General features: G+C 66.6%; 17 protein-coding genes. 11 read left to right on the plus strand and 6 right to left on the minus strand.

Going from position 1 to position 15274, the window contains the following annotated elements; all coding sequences use genetic code 11:
- The first annotated feature begins 34 nt into the window (after window positions 1–34).
- The 5 genes from ligA to OEX18_10925 all read left to right on the plus strand — a co-directional run bounded on the left by ligA (window position 35) and on the right by OEX18_10925 (window position 4162).
- Window positions 35–2065 carry an NAD-dependent DNA ligase LigA gene (ligA, locus tag OEX18_10905; protein ID MDH4337768.1) on the plus strand — a complete coding sequence of 677 codons (2031 nt, stop codon included), beginning with the start codon at window positions 35–37 and terminating at the stop codon, window positions 2063–2065.
- Window positions 2066–2080: 15 nt separating this feature from the next.
- Entirely contained in the window at window positions 2081–2887 is an 807-nt protein-coding gene (locus tag OEX18_10910) for a hypothetical protein (GenBank protein ID MDH4337769.1), read from the plus strand.
- A 50-nt stretch (window positions 2888–2937) separates the two neighbouring features.
- Complete coding sequence (locus OEX18_10915; protein ID MDH4337770.1) at window positions 2938–3132, plus strand: T9SS type A sorting domain-containing protein; 195 nt, start codon at window positions 2938–2940, stop codon at window positions 3130–3132.
- 108 nt (window positions 3133–3240) lie between these two features.
- Entirely contained in the window at window positions 3241–3630 is a 390-nt protein-coding gene (locus tag OEX18_10920; protein MDH4337771.1) for a DUF1801 domain-containing protein, read from the plus strand.
- Window positions 3631–3652: 22 nt separating this feature from the next.
- Window positions 3653–4162, plus strand: coding sequence for a GNAT family N-acetyltransferase (locus OEX18_10925; protein ID MDH4337772.1), 510 nt, complete (start codon window positions 3653–3655; stop codon window positions 4160–4162).
- Here the strand turns inward: OEX18_10925 and arsB are convergent.
- From arsB to OEX18_10940, 3 genes are all read right to left on the minus strand, one after another.
- A complete protein-coding gene (gene arsB / locus OEX18_10930; protein ID MDH4337773.1) occupies window positions 4157–5236 on the minus strand; it encodes an ACR3 family arsenite efflux transporter in 1080 nt (359 codons plus the stop codon). The two genes, OEX18_10925 and arsB, sit on opposite strands and share 6 nt — an antisense overlap.
- A gap of 96 nt (window positions 5237–5332) precedes the next feature.
- Window positions 5333–7021: a T9SS type A sorting domain-containing protein gene (locus OEX18_10935; protein ID MDH4337774.1), complete on the minus strand. Its 1689-nt coding sequence runs from the start codon at window positions 7019–7021 to the stop codon at window positions 5333–5335.
- A gap of 80 nt (window positions 7022–7101) precedes the next feature.
- Entirely contained in the window at window positions 7102–7239 is a 138-nt protein-coding gene (locus tag OEX18_10940) for a hypothetical protein (GenBank protein MDH4337775.1), read from the minus strand.
- A gap of 380 nt (window positions 7240–7619) precedes the next feature.
- On the opposite strand from OEX18_10940, the gene OEX18_10945 reads away from it, so the two are divergent.
- Genes OEX18_10945 through OEX18_10960 form a run of 4 tightly spaced genes read left to right on the plus strand, consistent with a single transcriptional unit; the run spans window position 7620 to window position 10623 of the window.
- Window positions 7620–8273, plus strand: coding sequence for a hypothetical protein (locus tag OEX18_10945; GenBank protein ID MDH4337776.1), 654 nt, complete (start codon window positions 7620–7622; stop codon window positions 8271–8273).
- A gap of 51 nt (window positions 8274–8324) precedes the next feature.
- On the plus strand, window positions 8325–8879 hold the full coding sequence (locus tag OEX18_10950) for a TlpA family protein disulfide reductase (GenBank protein ID MDH4337777.1): 555 nt from the start codon (window positions 8325–8327) through the stop codon (window positions 8877–8879).
- On the plus strand, window positions 8876–9814 hold the full coding sequence (locus OEX18_10955) for an ABC transporter ATP-binding protein (GenBank protein ID MDH4337778.1): 939 nt from the start codon (window positions 8876–8878) through the stop codon (window positions 9812–9814). The genes OEX18_10950 and OEX18_10955 overlap by 4 nt, the downstream gene beginning before the upstream one ends.
- A complete protein-coding gene (locus tag OEX18_10960; protein MDH4337779.1) occupies window positions 9811–10623 on the plus strand; it encodes a hypothetical protein in 813 nt (270 codons plus the stop codon). Before OEX18_10955 ends, OEX18_10960 begins: the two co-directional genes overlap by 4 nt.
- 63 nt (window positions 10624–10686) lie before the next feature.
- Here the strand turns inward: OEX18_10960 and OEX18_10965 are convergent, their stop codons facing one another.
- Entirely contained in the window at window positions 10687–11217 is a 531-nt protein-coding gene (locus OEX18_10965; protein ID MDH4337780.1) for a peptidylprolyl isomerase, read from the minus strand.
- 265 nt (window positions 11218–11482) lie between these two features.
- Between OEX18_10965 and OEX18_10970 the strand changes: the two genes are divergently transcribed.
- Window positions 11483–12508, plus strand: coding sequence for a GAF domain-containing protein (locus tag OEX18_10970; GenBank protein MDH4337781.1), 1026 nt, complete (start codon window positions 11483–11485; stop codon window positions 12506–12508).
- Window positions 12509–12533: 25 nt separating this feature from the next.
- Window positions 12534–13277: a hypothetical protein gene (locus OEX18_10975; GenBank protein ID MDH4337782.1), complete on the plus strand. Its 744-nt coding sequence runs from the start codon at window positions 12534–12536 to the stop codon at window positions 13275–13277.
- On the opposite strand, the gene OEX18_10980 is transcribed toward OEX18_10975, so the two are convergent.
- A complete protein-coding gene (locus OEX18_10980; GenBank protein ID MDH4337783.1) occupies window positions 13274–14302 on the minus strand; it encodes an aspartate-semialdehyde dehydrogenase in 1029 nt (342 codons plus the stop codon). The two genes, OEX18_10975 and OEX18_10980, sit on opposite strands and share 4 nt — an antisense overlap.
- The gene (locus tag OEX18_10985) at window positions 14299–15087 is read right to left on the minus strand and encodes a hypothetical protein (protein ID MDH4337784.1); all 789 of its coding nucleotides are present in this window, start codon (window positions 15085–15087) and stop codon (window positions 14299–14301) included. Before OEX18_10985 ends, OEX18_10980 begins: the two co-directional genes overlap by 4 nt.
- Window positions 15088–15274: the final 187 nt, after the last annotated feature.

Here is a 15274-nt window from a genome sequence, read left to right on the forward strand (position 1 = left end):
ACACAGTTTGCGGGCCCTCTGCTACAATCGCCGTGTGAGCAGTAAAGCAAGCAATGTGCCCGCCCGCAAGCCCGCGAAGAAGGATGTCGAGGCGCTGCGGCGCGACATCGAACACCACAACTACCGCTACTACGTGCTCGACGACCCCGAGGTGGCCGACGCCGAGTACGACGCGTTACTGCGCCGGCTGGAGGCCATCGAAGAAGCGTGGCCGGAGTTCCGCACGCCGGACTCGCCCACCCAGCGCGTTGGTGCGGCACCCGCGGAGGGTTTCCAGGTGGTGTCGCGCACCGTGCCCATGCTCTCGCTCGAAAACGCCATGGACGAGGAGGAGCTGCGCGAGTGGCGCGAACGCCTGGAGCGCGTGGTGGGGGAGGTAAGTGACTTTGTGTGCGAGCCCAAGATGGACGGCGTGGCGGTGGAGCTGGTGTACGAAAACGGCGTCCTCGCGCAAGCCTCCACGCGCGGCGACGGGGTGAACGGCGAGGACATCACCGCCAACGTGAAGACCATCCGTGCCATTCCGTTGCGGCTGCGCGCGGAAGGCAAGGGCCCCACGCCGCCGCAGACGCTGAGCGCGCGCGGCGAGGTGTACTTTGCGCTCGCCGACTTCGAGCGCATCAACCAGAAGCAGGCCGACGAGGGTGGCAAGCTCTACGCCAACCCGCGCAACACAGCCGCCGGTTCCCTGAAGCAGCTCGACCCGAAGGTCACCGCCACGCGGCCGCTCAAGTTCTTCGCCTACGGCATTGGCACCTCGGAGAAAACCGGCCTGGATACGCAGTGGGATATCCTGCAGGCGCTCAAGCACTGGGGATTGCCGGTGAACCCGCTCTCGAAGCGGGTCAAGGACGTGGACGAGATCGTCGCGTTCCACGGAGACCTCGAGAAGCGCCGCGCCAAACTCCCGTACGAGATCGACGGCGTCGTCATCAAAGTGAATTCAATCGCCACCCAGCAGGAGGCCGGCACGCGCTCGCGCTCGCCGCGCTGGGCGATTGCCTGGAAGTTCCCGCCCCAGGAGGCGCGCACGCGCGTGCTCGGCATCGAGGTGCAGGTGGGGCGCACCGGCGCGCTCACACCGGTGGCGCGGCTCGATCCCGTGCGCGTGGGTGGCGTCACCGTGTCCAACGCCACGCTGCACAACCAGGACGAGGTGGACAAGAAGGACGTGCGCGTGGGCGACTGGGTGTGGGTGCGGCGCGCGGGGGACGTGATTCCCGAGGTGGTGGCCCCCATCGTCGAACAGCGCGAGGGCTCCCCGCGCAAGTTCAGGTTGCCGTCAAAATGCCCCGAGTGCGGCACGCCGGTGGTGCGCCCCGAGGGCGAGGCCGTCACCCGCTGCCCCAACAGCGAGTGTCCCGCGCAGGTGCTGGGCAAGCTCATCCACTTTGCCTCGCGCGGCGCGCTGGATATCGAAGGGCTGGGGTGGAAACTCATAGAGCAGCTCGTGAACGCCGGCCTCGTCAAGACGCCCGCCGATTTCTACGCGCTGGCCATCGACGACCTGCTCCCGCTGGAGCGCATGGCGGAGAAATCCGCGCAGAACGTCATCGACGCCATCGCGCATTCAAAGAAGACCACGCTGCCGCGCTTCATCTATGCGCTGGGGATTCGCAACGTGGGCGAGACGGTGGCGGAACTGCTGGCCGAGCACGCGGGCAGCGTCGAGGCGCTGCTGGACGCGAGCGCGGATGAACTCGCCGGGATCCACGGCGTGGGCGATGTGATCGCGCAGGAGTTCCGCGCCTGGGCGGACGTGAATCAGAACCTGAAACTCGTCGACCGGCTGCGCAAGGCGGGCATCGAGTTCGCGCAGGTGGAGAGAAAGAGCGACGAGTTTGCCGGCAAGAGCTTCGTCTTCACCGGCGCACTGAGCAAGTTCACCCGCGAAGACGCCGAGGCCGAGGTAAAGAAGCGCGGCGGCAAGGCGTCCAGCTCCGTGTCCAAGACCACCAGCTACGTGGTGGCGGGCGAGAAGGCGGGATCCAAGCTGGAGAAGGCGCGGAAGCTGGGCGTCGAAGTGATCTCCGAAGACGACTTCCTCAAGATGATCGGGCGCTAGGCTTCCTTCGATCGCATGAGGACAATTCTGGCCGTCATTCTGGGTATCGCCGCAACGGAACTGGCGTACGCGGGGGATCCGTGCGCGCATCAATCACTGCTACCGGCCTATTCGCACAACGACTACCGGAACGCACAGCCGCTGCACGACGCGCTGGCGCTCGGCTACCGGGGCGTCGAGGCGGACCTGCTGCGCGTGGACGAGGTGCTGCTCGTGGGGCACGAGCGCGGCGAGCTGGACCCGACGAGGACGTTCGCGCACCTCTACCTGGATCCGCTGTTTGAACAACTGCACAACTGCGGATACATACTCCCCGACGCCACCTCGTTTCTCTTGAACATCGAGTTGAAGGAGAAGGACGAGCATGCGTTTCGCCTGCTGCTGGATGAACTCGAGCGCTATCCGGAGCTCTTCCAACCGCAGGACGCGAACGTGGTTCCCGCCGTCCGCCCTGTCTTGGTGGGATGGTGGCCCGCATCACGACAGCCCTGGCCCGAATACCTCGGCATTCAGCTCGTCGTTCGCGACTCCGGCACGGCCCAGGCGGACGCCGCCGGCCTGCCCGTCGCCCTGATAACGATTCCCTACGGCAGGCGGTTCACCATGGCGGGACGCGGGGGAATACCCGCGACGAGTCTCACCATGCTCGCAGAGGGCCGCAGGCTGGCCGCCGCGTATGGCGCGCCGCTCCGCGTCCACCATGCTCCCGAGAGCCCCCGCGTCTATCGATGGCTGCTCTCCGAAGGTGTCACCCTCATCGGAACCACCGATCTGACCCGCACGCGCACCCTTCTGCTCGACATCCCCGAAACATCACCGTGAGGTGATCTCCGCGGACCCCTTTTGATACGCCCGCCGATCCGGACGTGCGCGTGAACCTGAACGTGTTCGACGTGCACGGGCGTCTCGTGCGCGCGCTGGTGAAGGACCAGGCCGCCCGCGGAGCGCGGGACGTGGTGTGGGACGGCCGCGACGACGACGGCCGGGCGGTGGCGTCGGGCGTGTACTTCTATCGATTGGAGCTGGGGGGGAACACGGTGACGCGTCGCATGACGCTGTTGAAGTAGCCGCGGTCCAGCCCGTGCAGGGTTGACATGGCGGAGGTTCTGACGTTTCCTATGCTCTTCGTGAGTCGCAACGGGGCGAGACAGGGCGACCCGGGAGGGACCGTTGACATGAAGAAGGGCCCGTCGAAGAGTAGCGAGTCTGCATCCGCTTTGATCGATGCGAGAATCGAAGCGCTGGGCGACTGGCGGGGCGAGATGCTCGCCCGCATCCGCGCCGTCATCCGGGAAGCCGACCCCGACGTGGTCGAGGAGTGGAAGTGGGAGAATCCGGTGTGGTCGCACGACGGGCTGATCTGCACCGGCGAGGCGTACAAGAAGGTCGTAAAGATGACCTTCGCAAAGGGAGCCTCCCTGAAGGACCCTTCCGGTCTCTTCAATTCCAGTCTCGAAGGTAAGGTCCGGCGCGCCATCGACATCCACGAAGGCGACGCGCTGGACAAGAAGGCGCTGAAGGCGCTCATTCGAGAAGCCGTGGCCTTGAACAAGTCAAAGGCCTGACACGGGGGGCGCGCTCGTCGCCATGCACACCATCGAACAGCTGAAACCCCCCGCGCGCGACGCCGACCTGCGCGCGCTCGCGCGCCTGCTCAGCGATGCGGTGGAGTCCGGGGCGGCGGTGAGTTTTCTGGCGCCGCTCACCGTCGAGCAGGCCGAAGCCTGGTGGCGGAATGTGCTGGTGTCCCCGGGTGCAATCGTTCTTGTCGCGCGCGGCGGCGACGAAATCGTCGGCACCGTGCAGCTGCACCCCGCGTGGGCGCCCAATCAGCCGCACCGCGCCGAGATTGCGAAGCTGCTGGTGGACGCGCGTTATCGCCGCGCGGGCCTGGGCAGGGCTCTCATGCAATCCATCGAAAATGCGGCGCGCGAGGCGGGGTTTCGTCTGCTGACGCTGGACGCCAAGCAGGGCGCCGCGGCGGAAAGGCTGTACCGCAACACGGGCTGGACCGAGGTGGGAGCCATTCCGCGCTACGCCCTGGATCCGGACGGGGTCACGCCCCACGGCGCGGTGATCTTCTGCAAGGAGCTATGACGAGCCGTCGGGTGCCGCCGCCGGGAACCAGTGGCGCGTTCGGTTGCAGGCCGAGCACACCGAGAGCATCACCGGCACCTCCACCAGCACCCCCACCACCGTGGCCAGCGCCGCACCCGAGTCGGGGCCGAAGAGCGTGATGGCCACCGCCACCGCCAGCTCGAAGAAGTTGCTGGCGCCGATGAGCGCGCCCGGCGCCGCCACCGAGTAGGGAACGCGCAGCTTGCGCATGAGCCAGTACGCCAGCCCCGCGTTGAAGTACACCTGGATCAGAATCGGCACCGCGATCAACAGCACGTGGAACCAGCGCCCCGTGATGTTGTCGGCCTGGAAGGCAAAGATGAGCACCAGGGTCGCGAGCAGTGCGAGCGTGGTGACCGGGTGGAAGGCGGGGAGATACTTCTGTTCGAACCACGCGCGCCCCTTTGAGCGGATCAGCAGCACGCGGCTCACGCATCCCAGCAAGAGCGGGATCACGATGAACGCCACCACACTGTAGAGCAGCACGTTGAAGGGAACCTGCAGGCCGCTCGCACCCGCCACCAGCAGCCCCACGATGGGCGCAAACAGCACTAGCATGATGAGGTCGTTCAGGGACACCTGCACCAGCGTGTAGGCGGGGTCGCCGTCGGTGAGGTACGACCACACGAACACCATGGCGGTGCACGGCGCGGCGGCGAGAATAATGACGCCCGCGATGTACTGGTCGGCCATCTCCGGGCCGATCAGTCCCGCGAACACGTGCTTGAAGAACACCCAGCCCAAGAGCGCCATCGAGAACGGCTTGACCAGCCAGTTGACGAACAGCGTCACCAGGATGCCGCGCGGCCGGCGGCGCACCTCGAACACGCTCGCCAGGTCGATCTTGAGCATCATGGGGTAGATCATCAGCCAGATGAGGACGGCGATGGGCAGGTTGATCTGGCTGTGGCTTCCGAACTCGAGGCCGCGCAACGCGGCGATCACACCGGGAGCGGTCTTGCCGAGCAAGACGCCGGCCACCATGCACAGCCCCACCCACAGGGTGAGGTAGCGTTCGAAGATGTTGAGACGTTTGGCGGGTGTCTGTTCCATTGGATCTCCGGCGTTGAGTCGCCGGAGACGATCTTAACATGCACTCCCACGGCGGGAGTGCATGCTAAGATCACAGGCCGACCGCAGCCGACATGGCTACCGGGCGATCACCATCTTGCGCGCGATCGTCTCTCCCGCCGCCTCGACGCGACAGAAATAGATGCCGCTGGGGAGCAACCGGCCCGCGTTGTCGCGGCCATCGAAGGCCACTCGCCGCAAGGTCCCTTCGCCCAACGTCATTGCCCGAACCCGCCTGCCGGCAACGTCGAACACTTCGAGACGAAGCCGCGACGGTGCGGCTTGCTCGATGTCCAGCCACGTGGTTGCGCTGAACGGATTCGGATAGGCCTGGCCGACGAACAGAGTGCTTTGGTGGATGGGTCCTGACACGCCAACCGGAATGGCCCCGGACGCATCCAGCCGCAGGGCGTAGATGTCGTAGTCGACGGTGTTCCGGAAATCCTCCCACGCCACAATTGCGCCCCCGGCGCCGTCACTCGCCATGGCAGCAGTGCCCTCGTCGCTTCCGGGTGCGGGAGAGATTCCGTTGACGGCCCAAACGGGAGTTCCCGTGGCATCCACGCGCTGGACGTAGGCGTCGTAGCCGACTCCGCTGCGGGTGTCGCCCCAGGAAATGAGCGCGCCGCCGGCGCCATCGGAAACGATCAGGGGAAACCACTGTTCGCCCGCGGCGGTACACACGGCAACACCGTTTGCGGTCCACTGCGGGACGCCCAGGTTGCTGACGCGCTGGACGTAGATGTTGTAGTCGGTGCCGTTTCGATAGTCGTACCACGTGATGATGGCTCCGTTGGCGCCGTCGGAAGCCATCGTGGGGCCGGACTGGAAGCTCGGCGCGATACACACGGCGATTCCGTTTGCTGTCCATTGCGGGCTACCCAGCGCGCTCACGCGCTGCGCGTAGACATCCCCGCCGGGGCCGTTGCGGCCGTCCAGCCAGGTGACGATCGCGCCCCCCGCGCCGTCCGAGAGGATCACGGGCGCTATCTGGCCGGCCGAGAGGCCACAGAGGATAACACCGTCGGCCGTCCACTGGGGAACTCCCGCGGCGTTCACCCGTTGCGCGTAGATGTCATTGTTGCCACCACCTCGACCGTCCTGCCACGCGATGATCGCACCACCGGCGCCATCCGTATCGATCACGGGCAGCGTCTGGTGGTTGGCGGCGGTGCAGATGGCCACGCCGTCGATCGTCCACTGTGGAGTCCCGGAGGCGTTGATCCGCTGCGCATGGATGTCGGTATACCCGCTGCCGCTGCGGTAGTCATGCCACGTGATGATCGCGCCGCCGGCACCGTCCGAGACCATCGGCGTTCCCACCTGTTCATCGGCCGCGGTGCAAACGGCGACCCCGTCGGCCGTCCATAGAACGGTTCCCGCAGCGCTCACCCGCTGCGCGTAGAGGTCGGCGCTGGTCCCGTTGCGGTAGTCGGTCCAGGCGACAATCGCCCCGCCCGCGCCGTCGGAGACGATGGTGGGCTGCGACTGCACGCGGTCGTTGGTGCACAGCGCCACCCCGTCGAGTGTCCACAGGGGATTGCCGGTGGCGTCGATACGCTGGGCGTAGATGTCGGAGCCCCCGCTGCGGTAGTCCCCCCACGCCACAATGGCGCCGCCGGCGCCGTCCGGGACGGTGACGGGACCGGTCTGGTTTTCCACGGCCGCGCTCACCGGGCTGCCGCCGGGGGTCCAGGCCGAACGGGCGGACCGGGGGAGTCCGGGAATCAGAAGTGCCAGGATGAGGACGATGGGCAGGTATCGCATGGGAACCTCGCGGTCAATGACGTGTAGTGCAAAGCGGTCGGGAACGTCACGAAAGGTAGGACGGTCGGACGGCTGTGCCGTCACGAGAATTGTTCGAGGGTTTCCGCGGCAGCTGGTTTGCCCTGGGTCTTGCCTTCCTTGTCCGGATGGTTTTGCGCCCGGGCGGATGCCACGGTGAGCGCCACGGCAAGTGTCACGAGAACGAGAGTGCGTTTCATGTGTCAGCGGCCCCTTGTTGTTGCAATGAGCGCCGGGCCGCGGGTGGCCCGGCGCCCCGCATCATCGGACGTCACCAACCCGAGTTCAAGGGGAACGCATGTTTGCCAGTGTCAATCCGTTGACACCTGCACCCGCGCGCCCGCGTGGGGTCTATCGCGCCGGTGCAGAACGGGTTGCGCGCTTTCGCGGGGCGCCGCGCGCGTGCCGTGGCCGGCCCGTCCTGCCCGCTGGCGCCGCCGTCCGCAAGGCACAACCCCGGCGCCACCATGAACTTGCGCCCGCGGGTCGCTGAACGGCACGCCGCGTGCCTCTGTCTGTGCCCGACACGCGGGCGTTTGCCCGCGTGCCGCAACAACCAGGTGGGAAAGGGAGGATGACGATGAAGAGGCTCTTTCTGGTTCTGATATTGGCAATGATGGTGGGGGCGTGCGGGGAGTCTTCCACCGATGTCGACACCCGCCGCGGCGGCAGTCCCCGCGGCGGCAGCAGCGGCGGCGACGGCGGGTTCGTCCCGCCCGACACCGTGATCAAGACCGAGCACGCGACCCTCAACGCGTACAAGCCCGGCAACCCCGGCGCGATTGCGCCCGTACGCGATCTCACGGCGACCGCGTCGTTCAACGATGCTCTGGCAATTGCGGCGACGTTCGGCTATTCCTTCGACCCCACGGCCCTCACCGTGGCGAGCGGGCGCACCGACGACGGGCGCGCGGTGCTGGTTGCGCTGGGGGCGTTGCGGGGCGGTGACGGGGGCGGCCTCGCGGTCTACCTGCGCGTGGACGACCGGGAACGGTCGTTCCCCTTGCGCCTGACCGATCGTGACCAGAGCGGATTCGAGGTTCTGCAGGATGCCGGCAAGCAGGAGACAGGGCCCCAGAACCGGCCCTGGTACTACGGCGACCTGTTGAACTGTCTGCAGTACGTGGTCGCGGATTTGACCGCCTGCCGCCAGTCGTGTCAGTGGTGCGGTCCCATTTGCGACCTGCGCGCACTCGTGAATCTGGTGGTGTGTGTTCTGGTCTACATGTTGTAGGCTGTTCCGGCGCGGAACGAGCGACTGGAATGATCGTCCCATGGGGTATTCGTGAGCCGAAGCAAGATCTTGATCGTGGCGTTTCTGGTGCTGTCCGCGGTGATCCAGTTTCTGGTTCACCGCACGGGAGGGCCGTCGCGCACGTCTTCGGGGCCGAAGGCGGGCGCGGCGGCCCCCGCGCTTTCGCTCACCGACCCCAGCGGCCGCGCCGTGGCGCTCAGCGACTTCCGCGGCAAGTTCGTGATTCTCGACTTCTGGGCCACCTGGTGCGCGCCGTGCATGGCGGAGTTCGGCGTGCTCGATCCCTGGTGGAAGAAGCAACGCGAGAGCGGACTCGCCAACGACGTCGTGTTGATCGCCGTCAACGTGCGGGAGTCCCGCGAGCACGTGCAGGACTTCCTGTCGCGCAGCCCGCTCCCGTTTTCGGTGCTCCTGGACGAGGACGGCGCCGTGGCGCAGGAGTACGGCGTGGAGGTGCTGCCCACGCTGGTGATCATCGACCGCCACGGCGTGGTGGTGGACCGGAACACCGGCTACGACCCCTCGGTGGGCGCCAAACTCACACGGCAATTGCAGGAACTGATGCAGGAGGAGCAGACGCCGTGACGCCCGTTCAGGCCACCGGACTCGGCAAGACCTTCACCGGGAACTTCGGCCGCGCGCCCTTCACCGCGCTGGGAGACGTGTCGTTCGAGGTCCGCCCCGGCGAGATCCTCGCCTTCCTCGGCCCCAACGGCGCCGGCAAGACCACCACCATCAATCTGCTGATGGGATTTCTCACCCCGTCGCGCGGTCAGGCCACCCTGTTCGGCTTTCCGCCCTCGGACAGCCGCGCGCGCGCGCGCCTGGGATTCCTGCCCGAACACTACGCGTTCTATCCCTTTCTCTCCGCCACGCGGTTGTTGCACTACTTCGGGCGCCTGCACGGCATCGAGAAGATTGAAAGAACCAAACGCGTGGACGAACTGCTCTACAAACTGGGCCTCGCCGATGCGAAAGACCGCGCGGTGGGCAAGTACTCGCGCGGTATGCGCCAGCGCGTGGGCATCGCGCAGGCGCTCATCAACCGTCCCGAGCTCTTGATTCTCGACGAGCCCACCTCCGGCTTCGACCCGGTGGGGCGGCGCATGGTGCGCGATCTGCTGCTCGAACTCAAGCACCAGGGCACGGCGGTGTTCCTGTGTTCGCACATCCTCTCGGAAGTCGAGAGCATCTGCGACCGCGTCATCATCATCGATCGCGGGCGCGTGGTGCGGCAGGGAACCCTGGAAGAGGTGATCGGCGAGAGCCGCGGCGTCGAGGTCACCTTCCGCGACAGCGGCGATGCGGCGGGGCAGCGCCTGACCGCGATGGGCCTGAAGCCCGCCGGCGCCGGCACCGTCACCGCCCCCGACGAAGACACCGCCCAGCGCGCGCTCGACGCCATCCGCGCCGCCGGCGGTGTCATCACCGGCTACAAACCCGCGGCGCGCACGCTGGAAGAAGTGTTCATCCAGGATGTCACCGGCACTGCCGCGCCGGAAGCGGAGCGTGCGCCATGATGCAGCGCATGTTCGCGGTTGCGGAGATCACCGTCCGGCGCCTCATGAAGAGCCGGCTCCTGTGGATCGGCGTGGTGGGCTCGCTGCTCATCATCGGACTGTTCATGACCTCGGTGGTGGGCATGGTGCGCATGCTGGCCGCGGGCGAGGTGGTATCCGGCACCATGCTGATGCAGGTGCTGGGCACCATCATCACGTTTCTCGGCGCGCTGGCGCAGTTGATCGCCATCTTCGTGGGCGTGAGCGTGGTCAAGCGCGACGTGGTGGAGGGCACCGTGGCCAGCGTGCTCTCCAAGCCGGTGTCGCGCGGCGAGTACATTGCGGCCAGCTATGCCGGGGCGGCCGTCTACCTGTTGATGATGTGGGCGTTGTTTGCGCTGGTGCTCACGCTCTTCGCCGCCGCCTTCAAGAGCACGCTCAGCGGCACGGCGTACCTCACCATGTTCGCGCGCTACCTGGTGTGCGTGATGACCATGGCCATCGCGTTCTCCTTCTCCATCCGCTTCCATCCCTGGGTGGCCGTGCTGCTCACCTTCGTGGTGTTGCGCGGCACCGCCACCGTCAACGGGATCGCCGCCGTGATCGGCGCCCTGGGCGGCAACGTGCCGGACGCGGTGGTGAAGGTGCTGTCCTATCCGTTCCCGGTTCTGGGCGCGCTGGACAGCGTGGCCGATCGCCTCACGCGGGGCTCGCTGACGGAGCACTCCGCCGGACTCGGCTTCCTGCACATCGTCGACTACGGCCTGGTGATGGCGGTGCTGGCCTACCTCCTGTTCCGCGGCCTGGAGATCAACCGCGTGCGCGACTAGGCAAAGAAAAAGCCGCGCCCCCGTGCGGGAAGCGCGGCTTCTCTCCGGAGCCAATCCCCGGCGTTACTTCTTCTCGGACTTTTCCTTGTCGTCCTTGGCGGCTTCCTTGCGGTATGCCTTGAGGATGCTCACCGTTTCCAGCGGGACGTCGTTCATGCCCGCCTTGTTGCCCGTCTTCACCTTGCCGATCTTGTCCACCACTTCCTTGCCTTCGATGACCTTGCCGAACACGCAGTAGCCGAAGCCGCGCTGCGTGTTGTCGGTGTGGTTCAGGAAGGCGTTGTCGGTCGTGTTGATGAAGAACTGGCTGGTGGCGCTGTGCACCGCGTTGGTGCGGGCCATGGCCACGGTGTACTTGTCGTTGGTGAGCCCGTTGCCGGCCTCGTTGTCGATGGGGGGCTTGCCCGCCTTCTGGGTCATGTCGGGCGTGAAGCCGCCGGTCTGGATCATGAATCCGTCGATGACCCGGTGGAAGATGAGGCCGTCGTAGAAATGGTTATCCACGTACCAGAGGAAGTTCTGCACCGACAGTGGCGCCTTGTCCGGGTACAGCTCCATCTCCATCGTGCCCATTGAGGTTTCCAGAACAACCACGGGGTAGCCTTTCTTGTTGTCGGCGCTGTCCGCCGCGCCCACGGTGGGAGCACCGATCGCGACGGCCACCAGCGCCAGCGTTGTTACAAACCGTTTCATCGTTTCCTCCGGTGGATTGAAGCGGGTCGAAATGGCTCGGCGGAACGTCCGGCCCGCCATTCCGCCCAATCTATCGGATGGCGGGGGCCTCGTCAAGGTGTGCCGGGGCGGCCGGGGGCCCAAGCCGATCATTGCAAGTCGGTGGCCGGTCGCCTATTATCATGGCATGGGACAGCGCAACCGCGTGTTGATCGGCTCCTGGCTGGTGGTCTGGGGTGTCCTGTTGCTGCTGGTGAGCAACAAGGTGCTGCTGGGCTGGGAGCACATCTGGCCGGGCATCCTCATTGTCAGCGGCGTGGTCATGCTGCGCGTGTTTCAGAAGCGCCTGGACTTCGGCGTGGTATTTGCCGCCACCTGGGCCATCCTGCTGGGCGCGTTCCTCACCGCGTTTTCCCTGGGACTGATCGAGTGGGGCAGGATGGGCCTGCTGTGGCCCGCCATCCCGCTGGTCATCGGCATCGCCTGTTTTGCGGCCGGCAAGGTGGTCGCCTCCAATGCCGGCATCGTGGTGGGCGCGCTGGTCATCCTGATGAGCGCCACGTCGTTTCTGTACAAGACCGGGGTCATCAGCGAGCGCGTGGCCGGACCGTTCATTCGCTTCTGGCCGCTGGTGCTGGTGCTGGCCGGCTTCGTGCTGATGAAGCGCAGCGCAAGACTGCTGGAGCCCGGTGCGGGCACGCCACCGGCGACGCGCATCAACCCGTTCGACGCGGGTGCGCTCTCCAGTGATGTCGAAGACGAGATCTTTGCGCGCGTGCGCGCCACCACCGGTTCGCGCGGCGCCGCCGCGGTGCTGGTGACCGAACTCAAGAAGCGATTCGAGCGTTTCGCCTGGGTGGGGGTCTACCGCCTCAGCGGCGACACGCTCACCCTGGACGAGGCCGAGTACGTGGGCGCACCGCCCGAGCACCGTCGCATTCATCTTTCCGAAGGCGTGTGCGGCGCGGCGGCGAGCGAGCGCGTCACCCAGGTGGTGCCGGACGTGTGCAGCGACCCGCGCTACCTCGCGTGCAGTCCCACCGTGAAGTCCGAGATCGTGGTGCCGATTTTCCATCGTGGCACGCTCATCGGCGTGCTGGACATCGACAGCGATTCTCCGGACGCGTTTTCCGACGACGACCGGCGATTCCTGGAATCGCTGGTCGCCAAGGTGTCGCGGATGATCCGTGAGGAGCCCGTCGCCGCGGCGTGATCCCCGAGGCTCCGGGAGGTGCGTCATGCGCTCCCGATTTGTGATTCTGCTGGCCGCCCTGGCCGTTCTTGCATCCTGCGGCAACGACGACACTGCCACCAACCCGCCGCCGCTTGCCCAACCCGACACCACTACGCCGCGCGACAACCAGGAAGCCGAAGAGGCCGCCCTGTGGCTCTCGGGCGAGTTACTGGCGCCGCAGGACCTCTACGAAACCATCCGCGACGACCTCGCCGTTATTCGGAGCGAGTACCTCGACAGCATCCCGGAAACCGGAACTACCTTCTTCCCGATCTGGGTGGTCACGGAGATCATCATTTACCCCGACGAAGTCACCTGGGAGAAGCTCCGCAACCACGAGCCCAACGCGGTCGACTCGCTGAACACGGTGTTTCACGCGACGGAGCTCGATTCGCTTCGCATCGGGGTCCACCTGCTCGGCATTATCACGTTCGAAGGCCGGCTGCATCCTCAGCGGCTGTCGGAGATCTACGCCGCGCAGCACGGGGTGATCTTTGCGGAGCCGAACGGCTACGCGGGTGATTGGAGCAATGTCTACCCGTGGGAACACAACGGCAAGATGACCTACCTGTTCCGGCTGGGCGGTGGGGATTGTCCGTCGGGATGTACCGAGAACACCTTCTGGTACTTCCGCCGCGTGGCTGGACAGACCGATTATGTGGGAACGTTCGTGTGGCCCGGCGACCCCGAGCCGAACTGGTGGGCTGAGGCGAAAGCCGCGTTTCTCTACTTCCGGACGGGGAGCTAGCGGGACAGCTTCATCGCCAGCGCGGCGATATCCAGCGCGTTGAGTGCGGCACCCGGGCGCAGGTTGTCCGCCACGATCCACATCCATACGCCCGCGGGGTTGTCCGGGTTGGTGCGGATACGGCCCACGGTCACCGCGTCGGGGTCGGGGTTGAAGCGCGGCGTGGCGTAGCCGTCGATGCGCTCCTCAACGATCAAGCCCACCTCGGCCCGCAGCAGCTTGATGATCTCCTCGCGCGTGGTGGGACGCGCGCACTGCACGTACACCGCTTCGGAGTGGACGTTGACCACGGGCACGCGCACCGTGGTGGCGGTCACGGCCAGGCCGGGATCGCCGAGTATCTTGCGGCTCTCCAGCACCATCTTCTGTTCTTCCACCGTGAAGCCGTCGTCGCAGAAGACGTCGATCTGCGGCACCACGTTGAATGCCAGCGGGCGCGGAAAGCGCGACGGGCGCTCGCCCGGTCCCGCGTCGAGGCACGCGCGTGAGTCGTCGAGGAGGTCGTCGATGCACGCCAGGCCCACGCCGGAGGCGGCCTGGTAGGTGGAGACCACAGCGCCGCGCACGCCCACCGTGGCGTGCACCGGGGCCAGGGCGCGCACCAGCGGAATGGTGGAGCAGTTGGGGCTGGCGATGATGCCGGAATCGGGCCGCTCGGCGATGGCGTGCGCGTTGACCTGCGGCACCACCAGCGGAACCTCGGGCTTCATGCGGAACGCGCTGGACTTGTCGATGACCAGGCAGCCCTGCTCGGCCGCGCGCGGCACGTGCCCGTCGCTGGTTTCCGCTCCCACCGCGAAGAACGCAATGTCGGTTGACGAGAAGTCGTAGCCGTGCAGGCTCTGCACCGCGGTTGCCTTGCCGCGGATGGTGATGGTGGTTCCCGCGGAGCTTTCGGAGGCGAGAAGGTGAACGTCGCCGAAGGCGGGGGCGCGCTCCTCGATGAGGCGAATGAGTTCCCGGCCCACGGCGCCCGTGCATCCCACGATGGCGACCGTCGGGTTCCTGCGCAGGTTCCACTTCACCCGCCGGATCCCCGCTTCAGTTCGCCGAGTTCGCCCGGCGGATCCAGTTGCGACGCATCCGGTCCGACCGCGGTCGAACCCGGTGTTTCCGGAGCCATGATCTCGATGATCACCGAGCGCTGGTGGGCGTACTCCACGTCGCCCGGGCGCAGCCACTTGCCGCCCAGGTGGGCGGCGTCGTTCCAGCTGATCTTGGAGAAGTGACGGGGGCGCGGACCCTGGCGCGCGGGATCCCACTCGAACACGCCGGGCACGTCCTTGAGCATGATGCAACGCGCGGCACCCAGTTCGGCCGCGAGGAAGATGGCGGTGAGATCCGAGCCGCCGCGTCCGAGGACATTGGGACGCCCGTCGGCGCCGCAGCCGATGAAGCCGGGGAACACCACCACGCGGTTCTCCCGGAACGCGTCGCGAAACGCGCGCGCGTTGACCGCCGCCGGTGTGGCGTCGAGCGGCGACCCGCTGCACACAAAGGAAACGTCCCACGGCATGCGCGCCGTCGCCTCCACACCGGCGCCCTGCAGCGCCAGCGCGAGTTCGGTGGTGGTCTGCATCTCGCCCAGGCCCAGGTAGAACGCGAACGTGTCCGGATCCGGTTGCGGGCAGCGGTCGAGGGCCTTGTTCTGCAGCGCGTCGGTCTGATTCTTGAACGCCGACACGACGGCCACCACGCGGTCGTACGACGCCAGGTAGCGCGACACCTCGCGCACGGCGATGGGCATGGCGCCTTCGTCGGTCAGGACCGAGCCGCCAATTTTGAGTATTACAAGGGACTGCGAGGGCATGTTGGATTCAAAAAAAAGGGACGGTTTCCCCGCCCGGGAAGGCCGGTCACACCCGGCCCGGCGGGGGCAGCAAGAAACGTGCAACCTGGTGCGCCGGCACGATCTTTGGGCGCCGATCCAGCCGGTCAGCGGGTTCGCGCCGGCCCGCCGGTCAACAAGCGGTTGTGGTGTCGGGGGATGGGCGCGC

Source organism: Candidatus Krumholzibacteriia bacterium (genome assembly GCA_029865265.1).
Classification (GTDB): domain Bacteria; phylum Krumholzibacteriota; class Krumholzibacteriia; order WVZY01; family JAKEHA01; genus JAKEHA01.

Coding starts and splice junctions, on each gene's coding strand:
- OEX18_10910 (MDH4337769.1), top strand. CDS start 2,081: ATGAGGACAATTCTGGCCGTCATTCTGGGTATCGCCGCAACGGAACTG.
- OEX18_10920 (MDH4337771.1), top strand. CDS start 3,241: ATGAAGAAGGGCCCGTCGAAGAGTAGCGAGTCTGCATCCGCTTTGATC.
- OEX18_10925 (MDH4337772.1), top strand. CDS start 3,653: ATGCACACCATCGAACAGCTGAAACCCCCCGCGCGCGACGCCGACCTG.
- arsB (MDH4337773.1), bottom strand. CDS start 5,236: ATGGAACAGACACCCGCCAAACGTCTCAACATCTTCGAACGCTACCTC.
- OEX18_10935 (MDH4337774.1), bottom strand. CDS start 7,021: ATGCGATACCTGCCCATCGTCCTCATCCTGGCACTTCTGATTCCCGGA.
- OEX18_10940 (MDH4337775.1), bottom strand. CDS start 7,239: ATGAAACGCACTCTCGTTCTCGTGACACTTGCCGTGGCGCTCACCGTG.
- OEX18_10945 (MDH4337776.1), top strand. CDS start 7,620: ATGAAGAGGCTCTTTCTGGTTCTGATATTGGCAATGATGGTGGGGGCG.
- OEX18_10960 (MDH4337779.1), top strand. CDS start 9,811: ATGATGCAGCGCATGTTCGCGGTTGCGGAGATCACCGTCCGGCGCCTC.
- OEX18_10970 (MDH4337781.1), top strand. CDS start 11,483: ATGGGACAGCGCAACCGCGTGTTGATCGGCTCCTGGCTGGTGGTCTGG.
- OEX18_10975 (MDH4337782.1), top strand. CDS start 12,534: ATGCGCTCCCGATTTGTGATTCTGCTGGCCGCCCTGGCCGTTCTTGCA.
- OEX18_10985 (MDH4337784.1), bottom strand. CDS start 15,087: ATGCCCTCGCAGTCCCTTGTAATACTCAAAATTGGCGGCTCGGTCCTG.